Origin of the sequence: Cyclobacterium qasimii M12-11B (genome assembly GCF_000427295.1) — a bacterium.
GTDB classification, from domain to species: domain Bacteria; phylum Bacteroidota; class Bacteroidia; order Cytophagales; family Cyclobacteriaceae; genus Cyclobacterium; species Cyclobacterium qasimii.
This window is the reverse complement of sequence record NZ_ATNM01000131.1, coordinates 38,057-55,617: the sequence shown is the minus strand read 5'-3', so window position 1 is coordinate 55,617 and position 17,561 is coordinate 38,057. Positions and strand designations below refer to the sequence as shown.

17 protein-coding genes are annotated in these 17,561 nt (G+C 39.5%); 8 read left to right on the top strand and 9 right to left on the bottom strand.

Annotated features, from left to right (window positions below):
• Positions 1 to 21 precede the first annotated feature (21 nt).
• The 3 genes from ADICYQ_RS15500 (at position 22) to ADICYQ_RS27440 (ending at position 2,970) form a co-directional block, all read left to right on the top strand.
• Complete coding sequence (locus ADICYQ_RS15500) at positions 22 to 1,848, top strand: RagB/SusD family nutrient uptake outer membrane protein (RefSeq protein WP_020892446.1); 1,827 nt, start codon at positions 22 to 24, stop codon at positions 1,846 to 1,848.
• A 216-nt stretch (positions 1,849 to 2,064) separates the two neighbouring features.
• Positions 2,065 to 2,796 carry an SIMPL domain-containing protein gene (locus ADICYQ_RS15495; RefSeq protein WP_020892445.1) on the top strand — a complete coding sequence of 244 codons (732 nt, stop codon included), beginning with the start codon at positions 2,065 to 2,067 and terminating at the stop codon, positions 2,794 to 2,796.
• On the top strand, positions 2,797 to 2,970 hold the full coding sequence (locus ADICYQ_RS27440; RefSeq protein WP_020892444.1) for a C1orf53 family protein: 174 nt from the start codon (positions 2,797 to 2,799) through the stop codon (positions 2,968 to 2,970).
• A 4-nt stretch (positions 2,971 to 2,974) separates the two neighbouring features.
• Here ADICYQ_RS27440 and ADICYQ_RS15490 read toward each other — a convergent pair whose 3' ends face one another.
• Entirely contained in the window at positions 2,975 to 3,817 is an 843-nt protein-coding gene (locus ADICYQ_RS15490; protein WP_020892443.1) for an oxygenase MpaB family protein, read from the bottom strand.
• A gap of 135 nt (positions 3,818 to 3,952) precedes the next feature.
• A complete protein-coding gene (locus tag ADICYQ_RS15485; protein ID WP_020892442.1) occupies positions 3,953 to 4,408 on the bottom strand; it encodes a hypothetical protein in 456 nt (151 codons plus the stop codon).
• Between the two features lie 209 nt (positions 4,409 to 4,617).
• Here ADICYQ_RS15485 and ADICYQ_RS15480 point away from each other — a divergent pair, with 209 nt between their 5' ends.
• Positions 4,618 to 5,475 carry a ChaN family lipoprotein gene (locus ADICYQ_RS15480; protein ID WP_020892441.1) on the top strand — a complete coding sequence of 286 codons (858 nt, stop codon included), beginning with the start codon at positions 4,618 to 4,620 and terminating at the stop codon, positions 5,473 to 5,475.
• Between the two features lie 164 nt (positions 5,476 to 5,639).
• The gene (locus ADICYQ_RS26145; RefSeq protein WP_051160242.1) at positions 5,640 to 6,440 is read left to right on the top strand and encodes a helix-turn-helix domain-containing protein; all 801 of its coding nucleotides are present in this window, start codon (positions 5,640 to 5,642) and stop codon (positions 6,438 to 6,440) included.
• Positions 6,441 to 6,600: 160 nt separating this feature from the next.
• Here ADICYQ_RS26145 and ADICYQ_RS15470 read toward each other — a convergent pair whose 3' ends face one another.
• The gene (locus ADICYQ_RS15470) at positions 6,601 to 7,428 is read right to left on the bottom strand and encodes a glycerophosphodiester phosphodiesterase family protein (RefSeq protein ID WP_020892439.1); all 828 of its coding nucleotides are present in this window, start codon (positions 7,426 to 7,428) and stop codon (positions 6,601 to 6,603) included.
• A 155-nt stretch (positions 7,429 to 7,583) separates the two neighbouring features.
• Positions 7,584 to 8,321 (bottom strand): hypothetical protein, encoded by a 738-nt coding sequence (locus tag ADICYQ_RS15465; protein ID WP_020892438.1) that lies wholly within the window; start codon positions 8,319 to 8,321, stop codon positions 7,584 to 7,586.
• A gap of 608 nt (positions 8,322 to 8,929) precedes the next feature.
• Between ADICYQ_RS15465 and ADICYQ_RS15460 the strand changes: the two genes are divergently transcribed.
• Both ADICYQ_RS15460 and ADICYQ_RS15455 read left to right on the top strand, forming a co-directional pair.
• Complete coding sequence (locus ADICYQ_RS15460; RefSeq protein ID WP_081652373.1) at positions 8,930 to 12,163, top strand: SusC/RagA family TonB-linked outer membrane protein; 3,234 nt, start codon at positions 8,930 to 8,932, stop codon at positions 12,161 to 12,163.
• A gap of 32 nt (positions 12,164 to 12,195) precedes the next feature.
• Positions 12,196 to 13,695 carry a SusD/RagB family nutrient-binding outer membrane lipoprotein gene (locus tag ADICYQ_RS15455; protein ID WP_161625606.1) on the top strand — a complete coding sequence of 500 codons (1,500 nt, stop codon included), beginning with the start codon at positions 12,196 to 12,198 and terminating at the stop codon, positions 13,693 to 13,695.
• Positions 13,696 to 13,866: 171 nt separating this feature from the next.
• Here the strand turns inward: ADICYQ_RS15455 and ADICYQ_RS15450 are convergent, their stop codons facing one another.
• From ADICYQ_RS15450 to ADICYQ_RS15430, 5 genes are all read right to left on the bottom strand, one after another.
• Positions 13,867 to 14,175, bottom strand: coding sequence for a DUF2200 domain-containing protein (locus ADICYQ_RS15450; protein WP_235114728.1), 309 nt, complete (start codon positions 14,173 to 14,175; stop codon positions 13,867 to 13,869).
• A 59-nt stretch (positions 14,176 to 14,234) separates the two neighbouring features.
• Positions 14,235 to 14,651: a VOC family protein gene (locus ADICYQ_RS15445; RefSeq protein ID WP_020892434.1), complete on the bottom strand. Its 417-nt coding sequence runs from the start codon at positions 14,649 to 14,651 to the stop codon at positions 14,235 to 14,237.
• 72 nt (positions 14,652 to 14,723) lie between these two features.
• Complete coding sequence (locus tag ADICYQ_RS15440) at positions 14,724 to 15,305, bottom strand: YdeI/OmpD-associated family protein (RefSeq protein WP_020892433.1); 582 nt, start codon at positions 15,303 to 15,305, stop codon at positions 14,724 to 14,726.
• A 19-nt stretch (positions 15,306 to 15,324) separates the two neighbouring features.
• Positions 15,325 to 15,963 carry a class I SAM-dependent methyltransferase gene (locus ADICYQ_RS15435; RefSeq protein ID WP_020892432.1) on the bottom strand — a complete coding sequence of 213 codons (639 nt, stop codon included), beginning with the start codon at positions 15,961 to 15,963 and terminating at the stop codon, positions 15,325 to 15,327.
• Between the two features lie 194 nt (positions 15,964 to 16,157).
• Positions 16,158 to 16,556, bottom strand: coding sequence for a hypothetical protein (locus ADICYQ_RS15430; RefSeq protein WP_020892431.1), 399 nt, complete (start codon positions 16,554 to 16,556; stop codon positions 16,158 to 16,160).
• Between the two features lie 349 nt (positions 16,557 to 16,905).
• Here ADICYQ_RS15430 and ADICYQ_RS15425 point away from each other — a divergent pair, with 349 nt between their 5' ends.
• A complete protein-coding gene (locus ADICYQ_RS15425; protein ID WP_020892429.1) occupies positions 16,906 to 17,538 on the top strand; it encodes a hypothetical protein in 633 nt (210 codons plus the stop codon).
• The last annotated feature ends 23 nt before the right edge of the window (positions 17,539 to 17,561 follow it).

Sequence of the window (17,561 nt, the reverse complement as noted above, 5' to 3'; positions counted from 1 at the left end):
TTGATTAAAAAATATTACGTTATGAAAACAAATATAAGTAAACTGACAATAGTAGTTGCCTTGTTGCTTGGAAGCTTCTCTTGCAACGATGATTTACTGGAGAGGTCTCCCCTCGACAGCTATTCTGACCCTGTAGTTTGGTCGGACATTAACCTGGTAAAATACTACCTAAACGATCTTTATAACAGTGTGGAATATGGGTGGAACCAAAGGAGCCATGGCTACCAGACGGGTCTATTTGTGGGAGAAACCACAATGACAAAAGGGGCTGAATTGACTGATTACGGTAGAGGAACCATCAGTGCTGGAAATCCAGGCATTGACAGGGGACATTTGACCTGGCAACATTATGCCAATATCCACAAGCTAAATTTGTTTCTTTCCCAGATTGATGCTTTACCGGATGCTTATCCTGATTCAGAAAAACCAAGAATCCAATCAGAAGTAAATGTATTAAAAGGAGAAGCAATTTTTCTTCGTGCTGTATTTTACAGTGATATTTGCAGGTCTTATGGAGGAGTTCCTTTATTGGACACTCCAGCAAAATTGGGTGAAGACTTTTCTGGATACTTGCGTAGCACTTTTGAAGAAACCATTGACTTTATAGTTAAGGATTTAGATGCTGCAGCCGATTTATTATTACTCAAAAGCGAAATGGAAATGGGCCGGGCGACCAAAGAAACCGCTATGGCACTTAAATCCAGAATATTATTATTTGCCGCCAGTGATTTAACGGCAGATGGAACTGCTGCTAATGAATATGTAGGTTATGCGAATCCTAACAGGCAGGAACTATGGACTGCTGCAAGAGATGCTGCAAAAGATTTAATGGACCTTGGTACTGTTGCCTTAGAGGATTTTGGCGCACCTGATCAGGAGACTGCGGCTTATGGTTATTTTTCTTTGTTTAAAGCCAGAGATTTATCAAGCCCTGAAGTTATTTGGGGAAAAATGCACAGAGCAGATGATGGCCCTAGGATTAACACCAATCTAAGAAATGGCCTGAACGGTTTGTCTTGTCATGGAAACAATGCTCCTTATGGAAATTTTGTAGACAGCTACCAAATGGCTGATGGCACAGATTTCTTTGACCATTTTAATTTCAATGCCAATGATGAATACATCAATGTATCATCAGATTTCACAGATGAAAATCCATATAAAAGCAGAGAACCTAGATTTTATGGCAGTATCTTATACGACAGTGCTGTTTTCCAACCTAGATTCGATGATTTGAAACAAATTGATCCTCTTGGAATCTACGAAAGAAGAACAAGGACAGTAATCGAAAACGGTGTTGTTGTAAGCGAGCGTTTCGGATTGGATACCAGACAAGGACCTCTTTCTCCTTCCAATGGGAATTACACCGGATATGTGATGAAAAAATTCATGGACGATGAGATTATTGGTAGGGATATGGCCAATGAAAACATCTTTGTATGGATTCGTTATGCTGAAATTCTGTTGAATTACGCTGAAGCATCTCTTGAATTGGGAGATACCGAAACGGCCACAACTTATATCAATATGATCAGAAATCGGGTTGCTTTACCGGATTTTACGGGAGATATCATGGAAGCCTTAAGGTATGAAAGAAAAGTAGAGTTCTTCTCTGAAAACGTGGGTTGGTTTGATACCAGAAGGTGGAAATTATTGGAGGAAAATTTTGCTCCTGACCTTTATGGTGTAGATATCAAAGAAGTTACAGAAGATGGTGTTACAAGTACCACCTGGAGAAAAATATCTGCAGCACCTAAAAGAAACTTTTCAGAAAAACTATATTGGGTTCCAATTGAGCAAGACGAGCTAAACAGAGCTCCTCAGCTGGTGCAAAACCCAGGTTACTAAGGACAAGTCAATTAGGAATACATTTGGCTAATCTAGCCTAGATTAGCCCTGAAGAATGCAAGGGGTGCGCGTACGAGGAATTCAGTAAATCTGAAAACTGAGCACGCGCACCTTTTTTTTATAATGAAAGGCAAGAAAGCCTCAAAACAAATCATCAATTATTACGTAATTTTGTATCTGTACTTCGTATACGTTTAGTAAATTAAAATCACCCCTATGAAACAGCACCTTACTGCAGTCATTTTCGCCATCGCAATTGTTGTTTCTGCTATTGTTCTTGGCAATGCCTATTGGAAACGAAATCAGGCAGCCGCTAAAATCACGGTAACCGGCTTGGGAGAAACTGACTTTGTCTCAGACCTTATCGTATGGGAAGGGTTATTTGAAAAAGAGGCACTTAGCCTGGGAGATGCTTACACTGGGCTTGAAAAAGACCGACAAGTAGTCACAGCCTACCTCAATTCCAAAGGAATTGCTAAAGAGGAGATTGTTTTTAGTGCCGTACAAACCCGTCAAAACACCCGAGCTGAATACAACAATCAGGGGGGATTTATGGGCAATACATTTTTAGGCTATATTCTTAGTCAAACAATCACCATCGAATCCAGAGAAGTCGAAAAGGTGGAAAAAACGGCCAGAGAAATCACCGAATTACTCAATAAGGAAATTCAATTTTATTCCCAGGCACCGCGTTATTACTTCACACAGTTGGCTGATTTAAAAATTGAACTGATCTCTAAAGCTACCGAGGATGCAAAACTAAGGGCGGAGATGATTGCTACAAATTCTGGTGCCAGGTTAGGTAATTTGACAGCAGCCAATATGGGTATATTTCAAATTACTGGGCAAAATTCGGGAGAAGACTACTCTTGGGGAGGAACATTCAATACCTCTGCTAAAGCAAAAACTGCTTCGATAACCATGAAGCTCGATTATAGCATCAAATAAATGCCAAAAGAAAACAAGCTTCCTCCACCCCACCTACTTAAGGAAGGGCTTCATTACTATTTTGAAAGTGGCTTCATGGTCTTCACCGAAGAATATCATTTACTCCGAGGAAAATGCTGTGGCAACGGATGCAGACATTGCCCATATCCAACAAAGGAATTGAAACTAAAATAGATAATTACCTAAAAGTCCCTAATTCCTCAACTTTATATCCTTGCGGATAGGTTTTTCGTTTGCGAAGTGTCCCCAAGACTGGATTTTTCCTTTCAGGAAGCCATCGCAGGAACCTGCCACGAAGCAGCATAGATTGTTTAATGGTTTTTATCAACCAATCAGGAGGCTTCTCATACCCCATTGCATCTCTTAAAGGTGCATCCATCAGGCACAATGCTACTGGCTTCCCCAAGGGAAATAACCATGTAGGCAAATAGAAACCGAGCAGAAGGTCAAGCGTTTTATTGCCTATCATTGCATTGGAGTCCTGAAATTCAAAATGCTGTTGTTCATAAGCGATGTTAAAAGCTTCAAATTCAGCAAGGGTTTTGGGAATATCAGTGATATGCATCTTTTCACCCAATATTTGATAATTGTAAAGTATGGCTTCTTTTTCTTTAGTAGAAAAAGGCCTCCAGCCCCATTGATCCATCCAGCGAATCGGTTCAAAAATAAAGGTGGAAAGCACATACAGGTAATCTCTATTGGCAATTCTGTACCTCCCATGCATGTTATTGATCCGATCAATTGCTATCGTCCCTCGTGCACTGTCCATCCCATTTTCAAGAATCTCATACAATAGAAGCTCCGTATCATCGTAACGTTTGCGAGTATGCTTGATAAATGCACCCGTTGCAGCAAGCAATCGGGAAACAGATGGGACAGCAAAAGTTCTGAACAAGGCAAATTCAAGTGCCTTCTCCATGTCCCAGGGGAAGCAATGATAAGTAAGCAAAAAGCAGATTTTTTCAAAATCCTCCTTTGGATCCAGCTTCTCTATTTCTTTGGTAAAAGGCTTATTAGACATCTATCCTAAATGTACAATTTAGGATGGCATTCTGAAATAAAATTGCGTTATAATTACCGTTATAACCACTTTTACAAGACTAATAAAAGGAATTCACTCGATAAACCCTTTTTTACCCCTATCCTATAGATGAATCTATTCATTAGAAAAAAACAAGCGAGTAATATAGATCCCTTTACCATCGTCCGCACCTGCGTTACTCTCCACACCACTGGTAACATACGTAAGCTTCCATCCTTCTGCCAACATGGTATTGATTTTCGAAGCAATAACTGCATCATTGGAAGCTATGTTTTGAAAATTGATACCAGTAGCACTAAAAAAGTTTAGTAGCTTGGTTTCTTCCAGCTCATCAACTTTAATATCAGACCTTTTGATTTCCTTTTGGTTGCTTTTCTTTCCATCCGTCCTGTCTGTCGTGAATTTCTCATAATTATTATCCGATTGACTGTCAATAATACGTGACCTACCTATACCCATAGGTACAATAGATTCTACAACGGTAACAATTTTAAATTCCTGCTGAGCTTTTGCTTCTATCTGAACAACTCCCAGAATTAGTAGGAGCACAATCATCCCTTTTTTGATCATCTTTGTATAAGTTTTAGTAATAAATGGTCGAAATAAATATAAATCTAAGACGAAATTGAGTTAAAGAATGTTGTGCAGATAAGTTAAAGCGCCCTTTAAATTAAGCTTTAAACCAATAATCCCCCTACTATTATTACAATTTTACCAGATCGGTACTAATTTGAAAACTATATGGCTATTTTTAATTAACCTTTCTAAACTCTCCTCCAATGTACATTTCTATCCCTGCCCTATTTTTACTCCTAATACAAACCTTACTCCTTCCTAAAAACATCCAACAGGAAAACTATATAATTTATGAGAGGGCAACAGGTAATCGAATCACACTTGATGCATTAGAGAAAAAAGTCAATGATGCCGATGTGATTATTTTTGGGGAGGAACATGATGACAGTCTTGGGCATGTCCTTCAATACCAGTTGTACAAAGGATTATTGGATAGCTATGAATCTGTAACCCTAAGTATGGAGATGTTTGAAAGAGATGTGCAAATGGTCTTGAATGAATACCTTGCAGGACTGATTTCTGAAAGCAAACTAATCCATGAAGGTAAAGCATGGCACAATTATTCGGATTATGCCCCTCTGGTAAATTTGGCAAAGGATCGTAATCAAAAGGTAATAGCAGCCAATGTTCCAGGAAGGTATGCCAATATGGTTAGCCGGCAAGGGCTTGGTGCCTTAAGCCAATTAGATAGAAGGGCCCGCCAACTGTATGCAAAAGTGAAAATCCCTGAAAAAGACGATGCCTATCTGGCTAAATTCAATACTGCCATGGGAGCACATGCTCACAGCATGGGGCCAACTGTTTTTCATGCCCAACTGCTAAGAGATGCCACCATGGCAGAAAGTATACTCAAGGCACACCGCAAAACCCGAAACACAAAAATCCTTCACCTTACGGGCAGGTTTCATAGTGATGAACGCCTTGGGACTGTCGCTGAATTGAAAAAGAGAAAACGAAAACTAAAAGTCATTACCATTTCTTGCTTTGCTACACCAGAAGGGACAGCTAAGGATTGGAGCACAGATAAAGGGCTTGCTGATTTTATTATTCTCACAAAATAAAGAAACTTATCTTTGACTAATTTTTGGTAGAAACATAAACAAGCGTGAGGCCCTATTGGATGTTTTTGTTTGATTGCAGGCCAAAGAAAGCCTTTGTCGGGTAAATGTCGGGTCAAATCCGTTGCAAATACAGGCTGATTCATTAATTTTTAACGGACATTGCAATGGAAATAAAACAAGCGACAACCATGGAACAACCCCAATTAGGAAAGAAGATTCTTGAACTAAGAAAAGCCAACGGGCTAACACAGGAAGAACTGGTCGCACGTTGCAATATAAACGTAAGGACTATTCAACGGATAGAAGCTGGAGAAGTCACTCCAAGGGGACATACTATTCGCTCGATCTTTGCGGCACTTGACATAGACCTTGACCAACTTCGCTCAAAGCCAAGTATTCCAAAAGTCTCTAAAAAAGAAGCACAATGGATTATTTTGGCTTTCATCAGTGGATTGATGTATTTCTTATTGGCCTTCTGGGAAGGGTTTATGGACTATCAACTGACCGTTTCCATGGATGCTGATATTTCTCCATGGGAATATACGCTGGTCAAACTGGGTATACTGTTGTTTTACGCCTCCTTTATGCTTGGCTTTTATAAGATGGGCCATATCTGGGGAAATAGCTGGATAAAACCGGCTTCTTTACTAGGGATCGCTGGAATTGTGATCTGCATTGTCGCGGACCTGTACTTGTTTCATATCAATGATACCAATGCCATGGCAGTAATGGCCGGTGAAGCCATCGTTTTCGGCAGCATTTACATTGTTTTTGGTTACGGGCTGGTCAATTATCAAAAGGAATTTGGCAACATGGCTTTGGCTGCAGGAATTGTTGCCATACTGACCGGATTGGCTTTTATTTCTGTTGTTTTTGCTTTGCTGGGATTGATGTTGCTGGCAGTAAGTGAGGTGCTAGCCCTTGTGATCTTGTACCGCGCTTATGATAAAATCCGCAATCAATAATCGTAAGAATCGACATTCATAGACTTAATAAAAAAAGTTAGGCTCAACTATCTATAAAAAATGAATGGTTGCTATTATTGGTTTAGCCAGTAACCTGGCTTAAGCAAAAAAAAGTGCGGCAAATAAACATTGCCGCACTTTCGATGATTGTAAATTTGTCTTATTTCAACTGTGTCCAAAAACTAGGCACATCAGTTTGTACCATTGTTGCTCCTTTGTCAAGCCATTCTCTTGCCCATTCTTGATCAGGATTGGCTAGCATTTTTCTATCAATGTTTCCCAATGCATTGATCCACAGTCTCACCCCATATTTTTTGGCAATTGCCACTGTTTTGGGTGTATAAAAACTCGGGTCAATATGTACTGCCCTAGGGTTAAATCTCTTTACAGCTTTTTTTATCTCTTTTGCTTTATAGGTTCTAGGCATGATAAAAGCATCTGGGAGACTTTCTTGAAAAGCTTCCAATACATCCCAGTCAGAATCAAAAAACAGCAATTCATCCACAACATCCATGGCTTTGACCACCTCAAGGACCTCTTTCACCTTATCCGTTTTCATGTCCATATCCACCATTATACGGCCTTTTGTTGCCTTTAAAGCTTCTTCCAGTGTTGGGATTTTCTCATTCGTAGGCTCACCCTTATGCAACAACTGCAAAGACTGCAAATAACTGTAAGTCAATGCCTCAACATCTCCGGTACCAGTAGTCGTACGATCTACGGTCTGATCATGCATCAAAACCACTACTCCATCTGCAGTCACCCTGATGTCAAGTTCTATAATGTCTACTCCCATGCGTATAGCTTCTTCGATAGCGATGATACTATTTTCAGGGAAATTTTGATTGGCTGCGCGATGTGCAATCACCATCAAATCATACGAATTAAGAAACTTGTCTTTAATTTCATCGACCTGGGCCTGTCCCAATTGGATGAATAAGAAAAACAATAAAAATGGTGCTAAAATCCTTTTTGTAATCAGGTGCATACGTTTTTTTTTAATCTATCAGTAATATAACACCTACCTATACCTCAAAAGGTAAAGGCAGGCTATTGTTTTTTCAAAAATTATAGGGTTATCTCAGGAATCACTCTGAAACAAAAATGTTTTTCTTGCCGATAAATAATGGCTTTAATTGTGAATTATGGCTCCATGGCACACTTATTATTCTCGAAGTCCTCCAAAGTAGGATTATATCTATTCAATTGGGCAACATAGGTATCCGATTCTCCTTTTTGTGCCACAAAATTCCCCAACGCACATAAATCCACAAGTGAATCATTAGAGTAAATCCGTATATCAGCAGATTCGCTTAAGTTTTCTAAGCCATCCAAGGTTTCTAAGTTGATATTATTGGTGATTAGTACCTGATTGGCTACCTGCAATTTTTCCAGTCCATTTAAATTGCTCAGGGATAGGTTGTCAAAAAGCACAAATTGCTCGTTCAAGGAAGTCAAGGCTTTTAATCCTTCTAAGGAAATCAATTGGTCATTGTTTTTAATTGACAGAATTCTTGAAACAGATTCCAAATTTTCCAAACCCGTCAATTCTTTTAACTGGAGGTTACTTTCAATTTCCAAAAAATCAACTGTTTGAATATTCTCCAGGCCTTTTAAGCTTTGCAGATTATCATTGTAACGAATAATAAGTCCTGCTACTTCCTGAAGGTCTTTCAAGAGGGACAAGTCCTCCACTTCATCCATATAATGAATGGCCAGAACGCCATTTATTTTCGTATATCCTTTCTCAGCAATGTTCTCAAGATCTGAAAGTGAACGCACTTCCAGGTTCCCTTCATAGACAACGGGCAGTGAAGGCCCTTCCTCCTCCGTACAAGCCAAGATCACAAACAGATAGGCCAACAACAATGGTTTTCTCATTTCATGCAATTTAAGGAATCAAAAGTAATTATTTTAAAACTTTCGGACAAAGGTTTAAGCTCCTCAAAATCCCCAAAACTATTCATTCATTTTTAAGAAACGCTAATGATTCAAGGATGTGAATAATTAGCGTTATCAGATAGATTTGAAGACTATTCTGCAATACTCTTATGCAAAGTGCTAACTATTTAAAAGGGATTACTATTTTGCTTTTTATCCTTACACCTCTGATTTATCACACTACTCCCTATAGCGTTGAATGAAAACATGTCCTAAGAATTTTTTTAATCAATAATTTTTCTATCTCAGAATTGAGTTGTTGTGATTTGCAACCTATGATTTTAAATAAATCGAAGGGGCTTCATCGTTTTCAAAAGCAGTGCTGTTAATTTTCTATATAACACCCGGCTTTATTGATTTTTTCATTTGCCTTAGAAATCTAAACAAATTGGACGCTACAAATGGCGGTAAAGGTTCCTAGATTAAATTAAAAAATAATCGTTAAACAAATTTTTCATTGTAAATACATCAATTATAAACACAGACATCATTTTTTTATCAAAATAAAAATATAAAATCATGTATTAATTATTAATATTATTTTATAAATTCGAAACTTATGTTTTAGCATAAAATTTTTATTACTTTTTTTTAAGTTCTATTTAACTAAACAAAACACCTATGAAAAACAAATTACTCTTAAAGGGAATGGTTTCCTTTTTTTCATTTATTTACTCATAAATGAAGAGATAAAAGCCCAAGAACCTGTTGTCCAAGGAACGGTAACGTCCACGGAAGATGGTGAAGCAATTATCGGAGCTACTCTTTTGTTGCAGGATGATCTAAACTCCAGTCGGGGCACGGTGACGGACATAAATGGCAAATACAGTCTATCCGTTCAGGGACCTGAATCCACAATGGTAATTTCAAGTATCGGATATATTTCACAAACCATAAAGGTTGGAAACAGGTCCGAAATCAATATTCAATTGGATCCTGAGGTGAGTGAACTTTCAGAAGTGGTCGTAACGGCTTTTGGGATTAAGCGAGAGAAAAAAGCTTTGGGTTATTCTGTTCAGGAAGTCAATACAGAAGAATTGACCCAGGCAAGAGAACCAAACGTCGTCAATTCCCTCAAGGGTAAAGTAGCAGGGGTCCATGTAAACCCTACCTCTGGTGGCCCTGGGGGTTCATCCTATGTGGTCATCCGTGGAAACAGTTCTTTAACCGGAAATAACCAACCCCTATATGTAGTGGATGGAATACCAATTGACAATCAAACCCTCGATCCTGCATCCAGTTCTTCGGGATTTGATTATGGAGATGGTATTGGCAATATCAATCCTGATGACATTGAAAACATTTCTGTATTAAAAGGCCCAAGCGCTGCTTCCATGTATGGTGCTCGTGGAGCAAATGGAGTGATTCTGATCACTACCAAATCAGGAAAAAAAGGACAAGGCATAGGTGTAGAATTCAATTCGAATTATACTTTCGAGACGCCAAGTGTGAATCCTACCTTTCAAAACACCTGGGGTGGAGGATACGATGACAATTACAGTGCATTCACCACTGAAACCATTGATGGGCAGGAGACGCTGGTATGGCCAGGTTGGCTTTTGGACCAATGGGGAGGCCCTATGGACGGGAGGCCTATAATATATGATTATGCCAGGGATTGGGGAGTACAACCCTACACCGCCCAGCCTACAGACAATATTGAGAATTTTTATAGAACTGGAACGACCAGTACAAATACCGTATCTGTTTTTGGAGGAAATGAAACCAGTACCTTACGGCTTTCTTTTTCTAATATGAATAACAAGAGTATTGTTCCCAACAATACCCTCGATCGGCAAACCATCACACTTAGAGGTTCACATCAGGTGTCTGAAAAGCTACTAATCGATGCAAAGATCAACTACACAAGGCAAGAAGGCAATAATCGCGTTCAAAATGGGATCAACTACGGAGGCTTGCAGGCGAGTCTGGAAGTAATGCCAAGAAGCATAGATCTGGATTGGCTTAGGGACCATACCAGAGAAGACGGACTTATGACCAGTTTTAAACCAAGCACGCCTTATAACCCATATTGGATTACTGAAAAATTCAAGAACAATGACACCCGAGACAGGATCATTGGCATGGCTAGAGTAAAATACGATTTCACAAAATGGCTGAGCATACAAGGTAGAACCGGGACAGACTTTTATACGGACAACAGGTTTTCGATGGTTCCTCAGGGAACTCCAGGAGGCTCCAATCTTAATGGTCAGGTAAAAAACACCATGTGGCGTGTAAAGGAAGAAAACAGCGATATCTTATTGACTGCTACTGGTGATTTAAACAGTGATTTCAATGCGACTCTTTCTTTAGGTGCCAATCATTTAAACCGAGATCAAGAAGTTGTACAGGTAAGTGGTCAAAACCTGGACATTCCCGACTTGTACCACATCAACAATGCATCTCTGGTTTTTCCACGAAATTCCAGCATTCAAAAGCAAATGAATTCGGTTTATTTTCAAAGCCAATTGGCATATAGAAATTACCTGTTTCTTGATATTACAGGAAGAAACGACTGGTCCTCTACTTTAGGGCTAGAAAATCAATCCTTCTTTTACCCCTCTGTAAGCACAAGCTTTGCTTTTACAGACTACTTGGAAATAGATTCGCCCATCCTTACTTTCGGAAAATTCAGGGCATCCTATGCAGAAGCGGGAAATGACGCCGACCCCTATTTGACCCAAGGAGGATATTCATTAAGTAGTGAAACCTTCGATGGAATGCGCTTGGCCACCATCCAAAGCAATGTACCCTTAGAGGACTTAAAAAACGAACTAACTACTTCTTTTGAGTTAGGTATGGATTTGAGGTTCTTTAATAATAGACTGGGAGTTGATTTTACCTATTATACTCAATCAACCACCAATCAAATCTTGCCTGTAGAGATCTCCGCAGCCACTGGTTTCAATACTCGTTTGATCAATGCAGGCGAAATCCGTAACCAAGGATTGGAACTAATGATCAATGCCAAAATATTAAAGGCAGGCGATTTCACCTGGGACTTGGGCATCAATGGATCTAGAAACAGATCGGAAGTTGTCTCTCTGGCACCGGGCATAAACAGTCACACTTTATTGAGTGGAACAGGAACTATTGAAGCCAGGGTAGGTCAACCCTATGGGAATATTGTAGGATTTGCTAAAAAGAGAAATGAGGACGGAAGGATTTTGGTAACCGAACTTGGAAGATGGCAAAGGGCAGATGAAATTACTGTATTAGGAAACATCCAACCAGATTTTCTGGGAGGTATTACCAATACTTTTTCCTATAAGGGATTTGTTTTAAGTGGAATGCTCGACTTTAGATTAGGTGGACAAGTATATTCCTACAGTAAGTATGATCAAATGGCCAAGGGCACGGGTATATTTACAGAAGCAAGAGATCCCGAGGATTTGATTGTGGATGGTCTGATTGAAAACGCTGACGGAACATTTACTGAAAATGATATTTCGTTATTGTCCCATCAATACTATGCTTCGCAAGGTCCTTGGGGAGGAATTGCCGAAACCATGGTCATCGATGCTGATTACATGGCTTTAAGAGAACTTACTTTTGGCTATAATTTTAGCAAAGGATTTTTAACCAAGACCCCATTTGTTAATGCCCGCTTATCCATTGTCGGAAGAAACTTAATGTACCTGTACCGTGATCCCGAATTTAAGTTGATGGGTATTAGCCCAGAGTCAGCCTTTAACAGTTCCACTGCTGCCCAGGGAGTAGAGGCACGTGGCCTCCCCACAACTAGGAGCATGGGTTTTAACTTATTTTTGACTTTCTAATCAACTGAGATATGCATATAATGAAATTAAACATGAATATTAAAAGCATTGCATCTCTTTTGATGATGCTAATGATAAGCTTTGCTTGTACATCGGATTTTGATGCCATCAATACGAGTCCTACATTATTGACAAAGGAGAAAATTCAACCCAAAACCATCTTTACCAATGTGCTAAAAAGCTCTATATTTGAGTCCTTTAACAGTGGTAATATCGGAGAATTTTCTGGATACTTTGCCAATCAGGCTAGTGGTGATATTTTCTCCAACACGGATTACACTTCCCCATTCAATTACTACAGAGATTATATTATTAACATTAGTGAAGTCGTGCGCCTCACTGCTGATGATGCACAGAAAAATGATCAAAATGCCATGGCCAGGATTTGGAAGGTTTGGCTGTACCATTGGGTGACCGATGCCTATGGTGACATTCCTTATTTTGAGGCCGCACAAGGAGTAGAAAATGTAATTAATCTTCCTGTATACAATACACAGGAAGAAATTTACATAGACCTGCTCAATGAATTGAAAGAGGCAGAGACTCAATTGGGGGCCCAGGGAGATCAATTGTCATTCGGAAATGCGGACATTCTGTACCAAGGGAATGTGGAAAACTGGAAAAAATTTGCCAATTCTCTACGTTTAAGACTTGCCATCAGGGTTCGCTTTGCAGATGCATCACTGGCTTCCGAACATATTTCTGATGTGATAAACAGTCCGTTAATCGATGTGAATTCCGAAAATGCATCATTGCGAACCCTTCCTCCTACTTCCTCTGAAAACACCAACAATGTCAATTACATATGGACCAGAGAATTAACGGCAACCATCCCCATGTTTGTCGGTTTCCCCATAATGGATGTAATGATCCCTACAGGTGATCCCAGATTACCAGTATTGGCTAGTCCTACTTTAGATGGCTCAGAATCCTTTCGAGGAAGGCCAATACAGCTTCTGCAAGAGGAGAAAGTACCCTATGGACATGAAATGGTGGCTAGTGTAGGTCCTTTATTAAAAGAGGAAACCTATGATATAATCGTTATGAATGCAGCTGAAGTTTTCTTCTTAAAAGCAGAAGCTGCCTTTGCAGGCATCACAGGAGAAGATGCCAATCAGCAATATCGCCTGGGTATCCAAGCTTCAATGGAACAATATGCTATTTCTGAAACAGACACCCAAGGTTTTCTAAGTGAAGAAGTAGGAAGCCTAACGGGTACCCAAGAGGAGCAATTTGAAAAAATAGTCACCCAAAAATACATTTCCACCTTCTTCCAACACTATCAGGGATGGGCTGAGTTTAGAAGAACAGGTTACCCGAGGGTTTGGATTGGAAATGATCCAGGCGTTACAAATGGACAGATTCCTAGAAGGTTAACCTATCCGAATGACGAATACCTCAAAAATGAGGCAAATGTCAAGGCAGCAGCAGATAGAATGGGAGGCAATGACTTGATGACCCGAGTTTGGTGGGATGCACGCGAAGGTGTACCTTTCACGCATCCACTCCAGGATGTTTTCCCTCCAAACTAATAGCCATAAGTAGAAACTATATCCTATTAAGACAAAAGCCGGCAACAATTGCCGGCTTTTTCTATATTTATCACTTATATAAAACATTCGCCTCCAATGATCTGCATGTCAAGTCATGGGTAAATGTGAATTTCACTTAATCACATTTCGTAGCAAAATCGTTTTATTCATTCAATTCACCCTCATTATCTTTTCCATCTTTTTACCTTTGGCCAATTCATCCACCAACTTGTTCAGCCACCTAACTTGTTGTGTCAATTGATTTGTGATTTCCTCAACCCGGTAGCCACATATAAGGCCTTTAATCAGGTGAACATTTGGGTTTAATGTGGCCTGCTGAAAAAACGTTTCAAAAGTAGCCTTGCTTGCAATGAGTGCTTGCTGCTGTTTCTCGTCATAGCCCGTTAACCACTCAATTACCTGGTGCAATTCTTCTTTTTTCTTCCCTTCCGCTCCACTTTTGTAACATAATGCGGATATACCGAGGCATATGTCATATTGGCAATGCGCTCATCGTGGTGACTTGTGTCTTTCATATTCTATTCTTGATAATCTTTTTCTATAAGACGTTTTGAGATCCACCAATAATTTCCACTAGGATCTACTACCCCAGACTGCCTGTCTCCATAGTCCATATCTGAGGGTTCGAACTCCACCTTTGCCCCATTATTGACTGCTCTTTTGTGGATTTCATCAACATTGTTGACATATAAATAAAATGCCGTCCGCATATTTAAAAATTCACCACTTGCTTGACTGATCATAAAGCATGAAGTACCGATTTTCAGAATGACGTTGGCAATGTTACCTGTTTGAGGGTGTGTAGAGCGGTTAATTTCTACTGCATAAAAAGCAGCTTTCAGAAAATCGATTAGTTCAACTGGGTTTTCCACGAATAAATAACTATTTACCGTTCCAAATCCACCTGGTCGGTAAGTATCAAATATTTTGTTCATTTTGGGTTCCTTTTTTATTCCCTCCTACCGTTAAAACGGCCATGTTATCATTTATTATATTTCGCTCATCCCCTATCTAAAGGCTTTAGGCTTTAGTTTTTGGCCTGCACTTTCTGCAATCTCCAATACTCTTTTTTCTCTGGTTTCTGCTCTTTTAGCCATCGAAATCCATACTAACAAGCTCTTCCTGCCAGATTTACTTAGGCCATCAAAAAAGTCCTTTGACCCTGGGAATTCATTGAATTTACTAGCTAAATCAATGGGCACTTCCAGGGTTTCAGCAGCATCCAAGATAGACCATGAGCCATTTTTTTTGGCAATTTCAACCGTTTTCAAGCCGGCCTCCGACATCAAGTCTTTCTCTAATAAGGCTTCAATTTTATCTTTATTCGTTTTAGACCAGATACTGTTTGCCTTTCTTTTGCTGAAGTATTGTCTATACTTTTCATCATCTATGGGCTTTTTCAGGCTATCTATCCAACCAAACCGCAAAGCTTCATCTACAGATTCGCTCCAGGTAAGGTTTGGAGTGGGTGATTTCTTTTTATAAACAATGAGCCATACAGCCTCTTTTATTATGTGATGGCGTTCTAGCCAATTGCTCCATTCTTCTTTATTTGATGGACAGAAATCCTCGATTTTCACCTTGGTCATGTGCTATTATTAATTTCTTTTAACCTACAGCAGCTTTCTTGCATACAATCTGCCAGAATTTTTGACTGGGCTTATCTGTTATATTTTTTGCAGGCTCTTGTATTGCCATTGAATCAATCAGTCCATACCTCCCGAATTCATTGTTTACAGAATCTAGGTTATAAAAGAACAATTCAACACCATGTCGGGTCAAAAACCTGTCTTTACTAATCGCTTTTCCCTTCCCATAAGCATTGTCTTCTGTAGAAATGACCACAAAAACCATGTAGCCATTTTCACTGAGCTGCTTGTAGCAATCAGCGATTAGTTTGGCTCGGTCTTTCTCCTCGAGCAAATGGATCAATGCGTAGCAAAAGATCCCGTCGTAAGTTTCATTGTCAAAAGGCATTTCGCTTACTGATCCATGGTGAACCTTTATTTGACTTCCATACTCCTTTTTCGCGATAGCAATTGCCGTTTCTGAAATTTCTATACCAGTTACCTCAAATCCATGATCTGTAAAAACCTTTGCATTTCGACCATAGCCAAAGCCGGGAACAAGTACATTATGAAGTCCATGCTCCTTAAACAATTTCACCGTATCGAGGGCAGCATCAGCCGGAGTAAAGCCCCACATGGATTGCTTGTCCCTGAAGCTCTCCTCCCAAAATTCTGTCATGATTTCACATTTTCACCAAAACTCTTGGCATTGTCTACCAATTTATAAATTTTTCAATTGGTATTCGCTATCTCGTTAAAGTTCAGGTATCACTCCTATGGAGCTAGCAATAATTCAATAACTTAATCCTACAAAAATAAAACTCCTACGGAGCTTTGGACATAAGTTATTATTATCCTACAAAAGTTTAAGCCCTATCGAATCAAATCAAACCATTTTGAAACCAATTCGAAATTACCTGCAATAAATGAGGCAATTACATTCAAAACAAAGAAAAGCTTGGCCAATTTAAATTGGAAGATATTACCTTTTAAATCCTTAATAGAAAGATCTCTTATCAAATCATCTTTCTCCTCTTTTGATTCAATATTCATTAGGTATTCCCGAACTCCCCCATCAAAGTCAAGCACTTTTAGTCCTTCTATAGAAAGTTCATAAGCACCCTTATTCTTACGCTTAATTAAGCCTAAAATTTCGGCACGGGTAATGGCTTTATCCCTAATATCGGGAATGCTTCCATAAAAAGGGATCATGCCATTTTCATGACATTCATCCAAGATCAAATTAATTTCATCTTCAATTTGTTTTTCCATAATCTAATCGCTTAAAATTTTAAAACCAGTAATTTATAGATCTCTTAAGATAACAGTTTAAACAATATTTACGGATATTAATTTGAAATTTTAATGCTCCAGACGAGCAATATTTTTATAGAATATTGTACCGTCTTTGATCGGGAGCTCCAAGGGAGCGGCACCTCATTCCAACCAAACATGTATTATTCCTCAAAGGACACATTGAATTTTCTTAGAAACATACCCGTAAAAAAACCTCTCCACCTTACCTCCTATTTCCCTTATTTGGGAAATAACTGTAAATTGCTTGCATTAAAGGCATTGGCAGAATAAGGCCGGGCCATCGTATCAAAATAACCATTCACCCATGAAACAAATTCTCCTAACCCTCAGCTTTTACCTTGTATTTACTGGAATCATCGTCGCTCAAAGCAGCTACCGTCCCGAGCTCTTTTTTAGGGAAGACTGGAAAGAAACACCCGCAGAAATACCCGTCAACCAAAACCATGTTCAAAATGAGAATTTAACCGTTCATTTGTACGGACCAGGGAAAGATGTAATCAAAAAAAGCAACCATGAAAAACCTGTCGATGACCCTTTCTATATCTGGTCAGGTTTATGCGAGGGCAACTGGATGCTTGGCCTAAAGCACCGTAAACAAAACGTGGACCTTACAGGTTTTGCCAAAGTGAAATTTCGCTCCAAACAAGTCGGCCTAAGAGAACTTAGGATTACCCTGAAACTGGCTGATGGCAAGTGGCTGGTAAGTGACCAGTCTGCCAGCGCCTCTAAAGACTGGCGCATCTGGGAATTCAATATCCAGGACATTAACTGGCACCACCTGGATCCTACAGGTATAGTGGCCATGGGTCCAGCAACTGATCCAGACTTATCGAATGTAGAGGAAATTGGCTTTACTGATTTGATGCCTGGTGGCCAATCCAAAGCCTGCTCAAGACTGGACTGGATAGAAGTTCACGGCCAACCGGTGGCAAGGTAATTCTTGACTTAAGCTTATACGCA

Bases quoted from the DNA above. Each gene is read 5' to 3' on its own strand.
- ADICYQ_RS15445 (WP_020892434.1), bottom strand. From the start codon at position 14,651: ATGAACAAAATATTTGATACTTACCGACCAGGTGGATTTGGAACGGTA.
- ADICYQ_RS15500 (WP_020892446.1), top strand. From the start codon at position 22: ATGAAAACAAATATAAGTAAACTGACAATAGTAGTTGCCTTGTTGCTT.
- ADICYQ_RS26145 (WP_051160242.1), top strand. From the start codon at position 5,640: ATGGAAATAAAACAAGCGACAACCATGGAACAACCCCAATTAGGAAAG.
- ADICYQ_RS15440 (WP_020892433.1), bottom strand. From the start codon at position 15,305: ATGACCAAGGTGAAAATCGAGGATTTCTGTCCATCAAATAAAGAAGAA.
- ADICYQ_RS15495 (WP_020892445.1), top strand. From the start codon at position 2,065: ATGAAACAGCACCTTACTGCAGTCATTTTCGCCATCGCAATTGTTGTT.
- ADICYQ_RS15430 (WP_020892431.1), bottom strand. From the start codon at position 16,556: ATGGAAAAACAAATTGAAGATGAAATTAATTTGATCTTGGATGAATGT.
- ADICYQ_RS15490 (WP_020892443.1), bottom strand. From the start codon at position 3,817: ATGTCTAATAAGCCTTTTACCAAAGAAATAGAGAAGCTGGATCCAAAG.
- ADICYQ_RS15455 (WP_161625606.1), top strand. From the start codon at position 12,196: ATGAATATTAAAAGCATTGCATCTCTTTTGATGATGCTAATGATAAGC.
- ADICYQ_RS15485 (WP_020892442.1), bottom strand. From the start codon at position 4,408: ATGATCAAAAAAGGGATGATTGTGCTCCTACTAATTCTGGGAGTTGTT.
- ADICYQ_RS27440 (WP_020892444.1), top strand. From the start codon at position 2,797: ATGCCAAAAGAAAACAAGCTTCCTCCACCCCACCTACTTAAGGAAGGG.
- ADICYQ_RS15435 (WP_020892432.1), bottom strand. From the start codon at position 15,963: ATGACAGAATTTTGGGAGGAGAGCTTCAGGGACAAGCAATCCATGTGG.
- ADICYQ_RS15425 (WP_020892429.1), top strand. From the start codon at position 16,906: ATGAAACAAATTCTCCTAACCCTCAGCTTTTACCTTGTATTTACTGGA.
- ADICYQ_RS15470 (WP_020892439.1), bottom strand. From the start codon at position 7,428: ATGCACCTGATTACAAAAAGGATTTTAGCACCATTTTTATTGTTTTTC.
- ADICYQ_RS15465 (WP_020892438.1), bottom strand. From the start codon at position 8,321: ATGAGAAAACCATTGTTGTTGGCCTATCTGTTTGTGATCTTGGCTTGT.
- ADICYQ_RS15480 (WP_020892441.1), top strand. From the start codon at position 4,618: ATGTACATTTCTATCCCTGCCCTATTTTTACTCCTAATACAAACCTTA.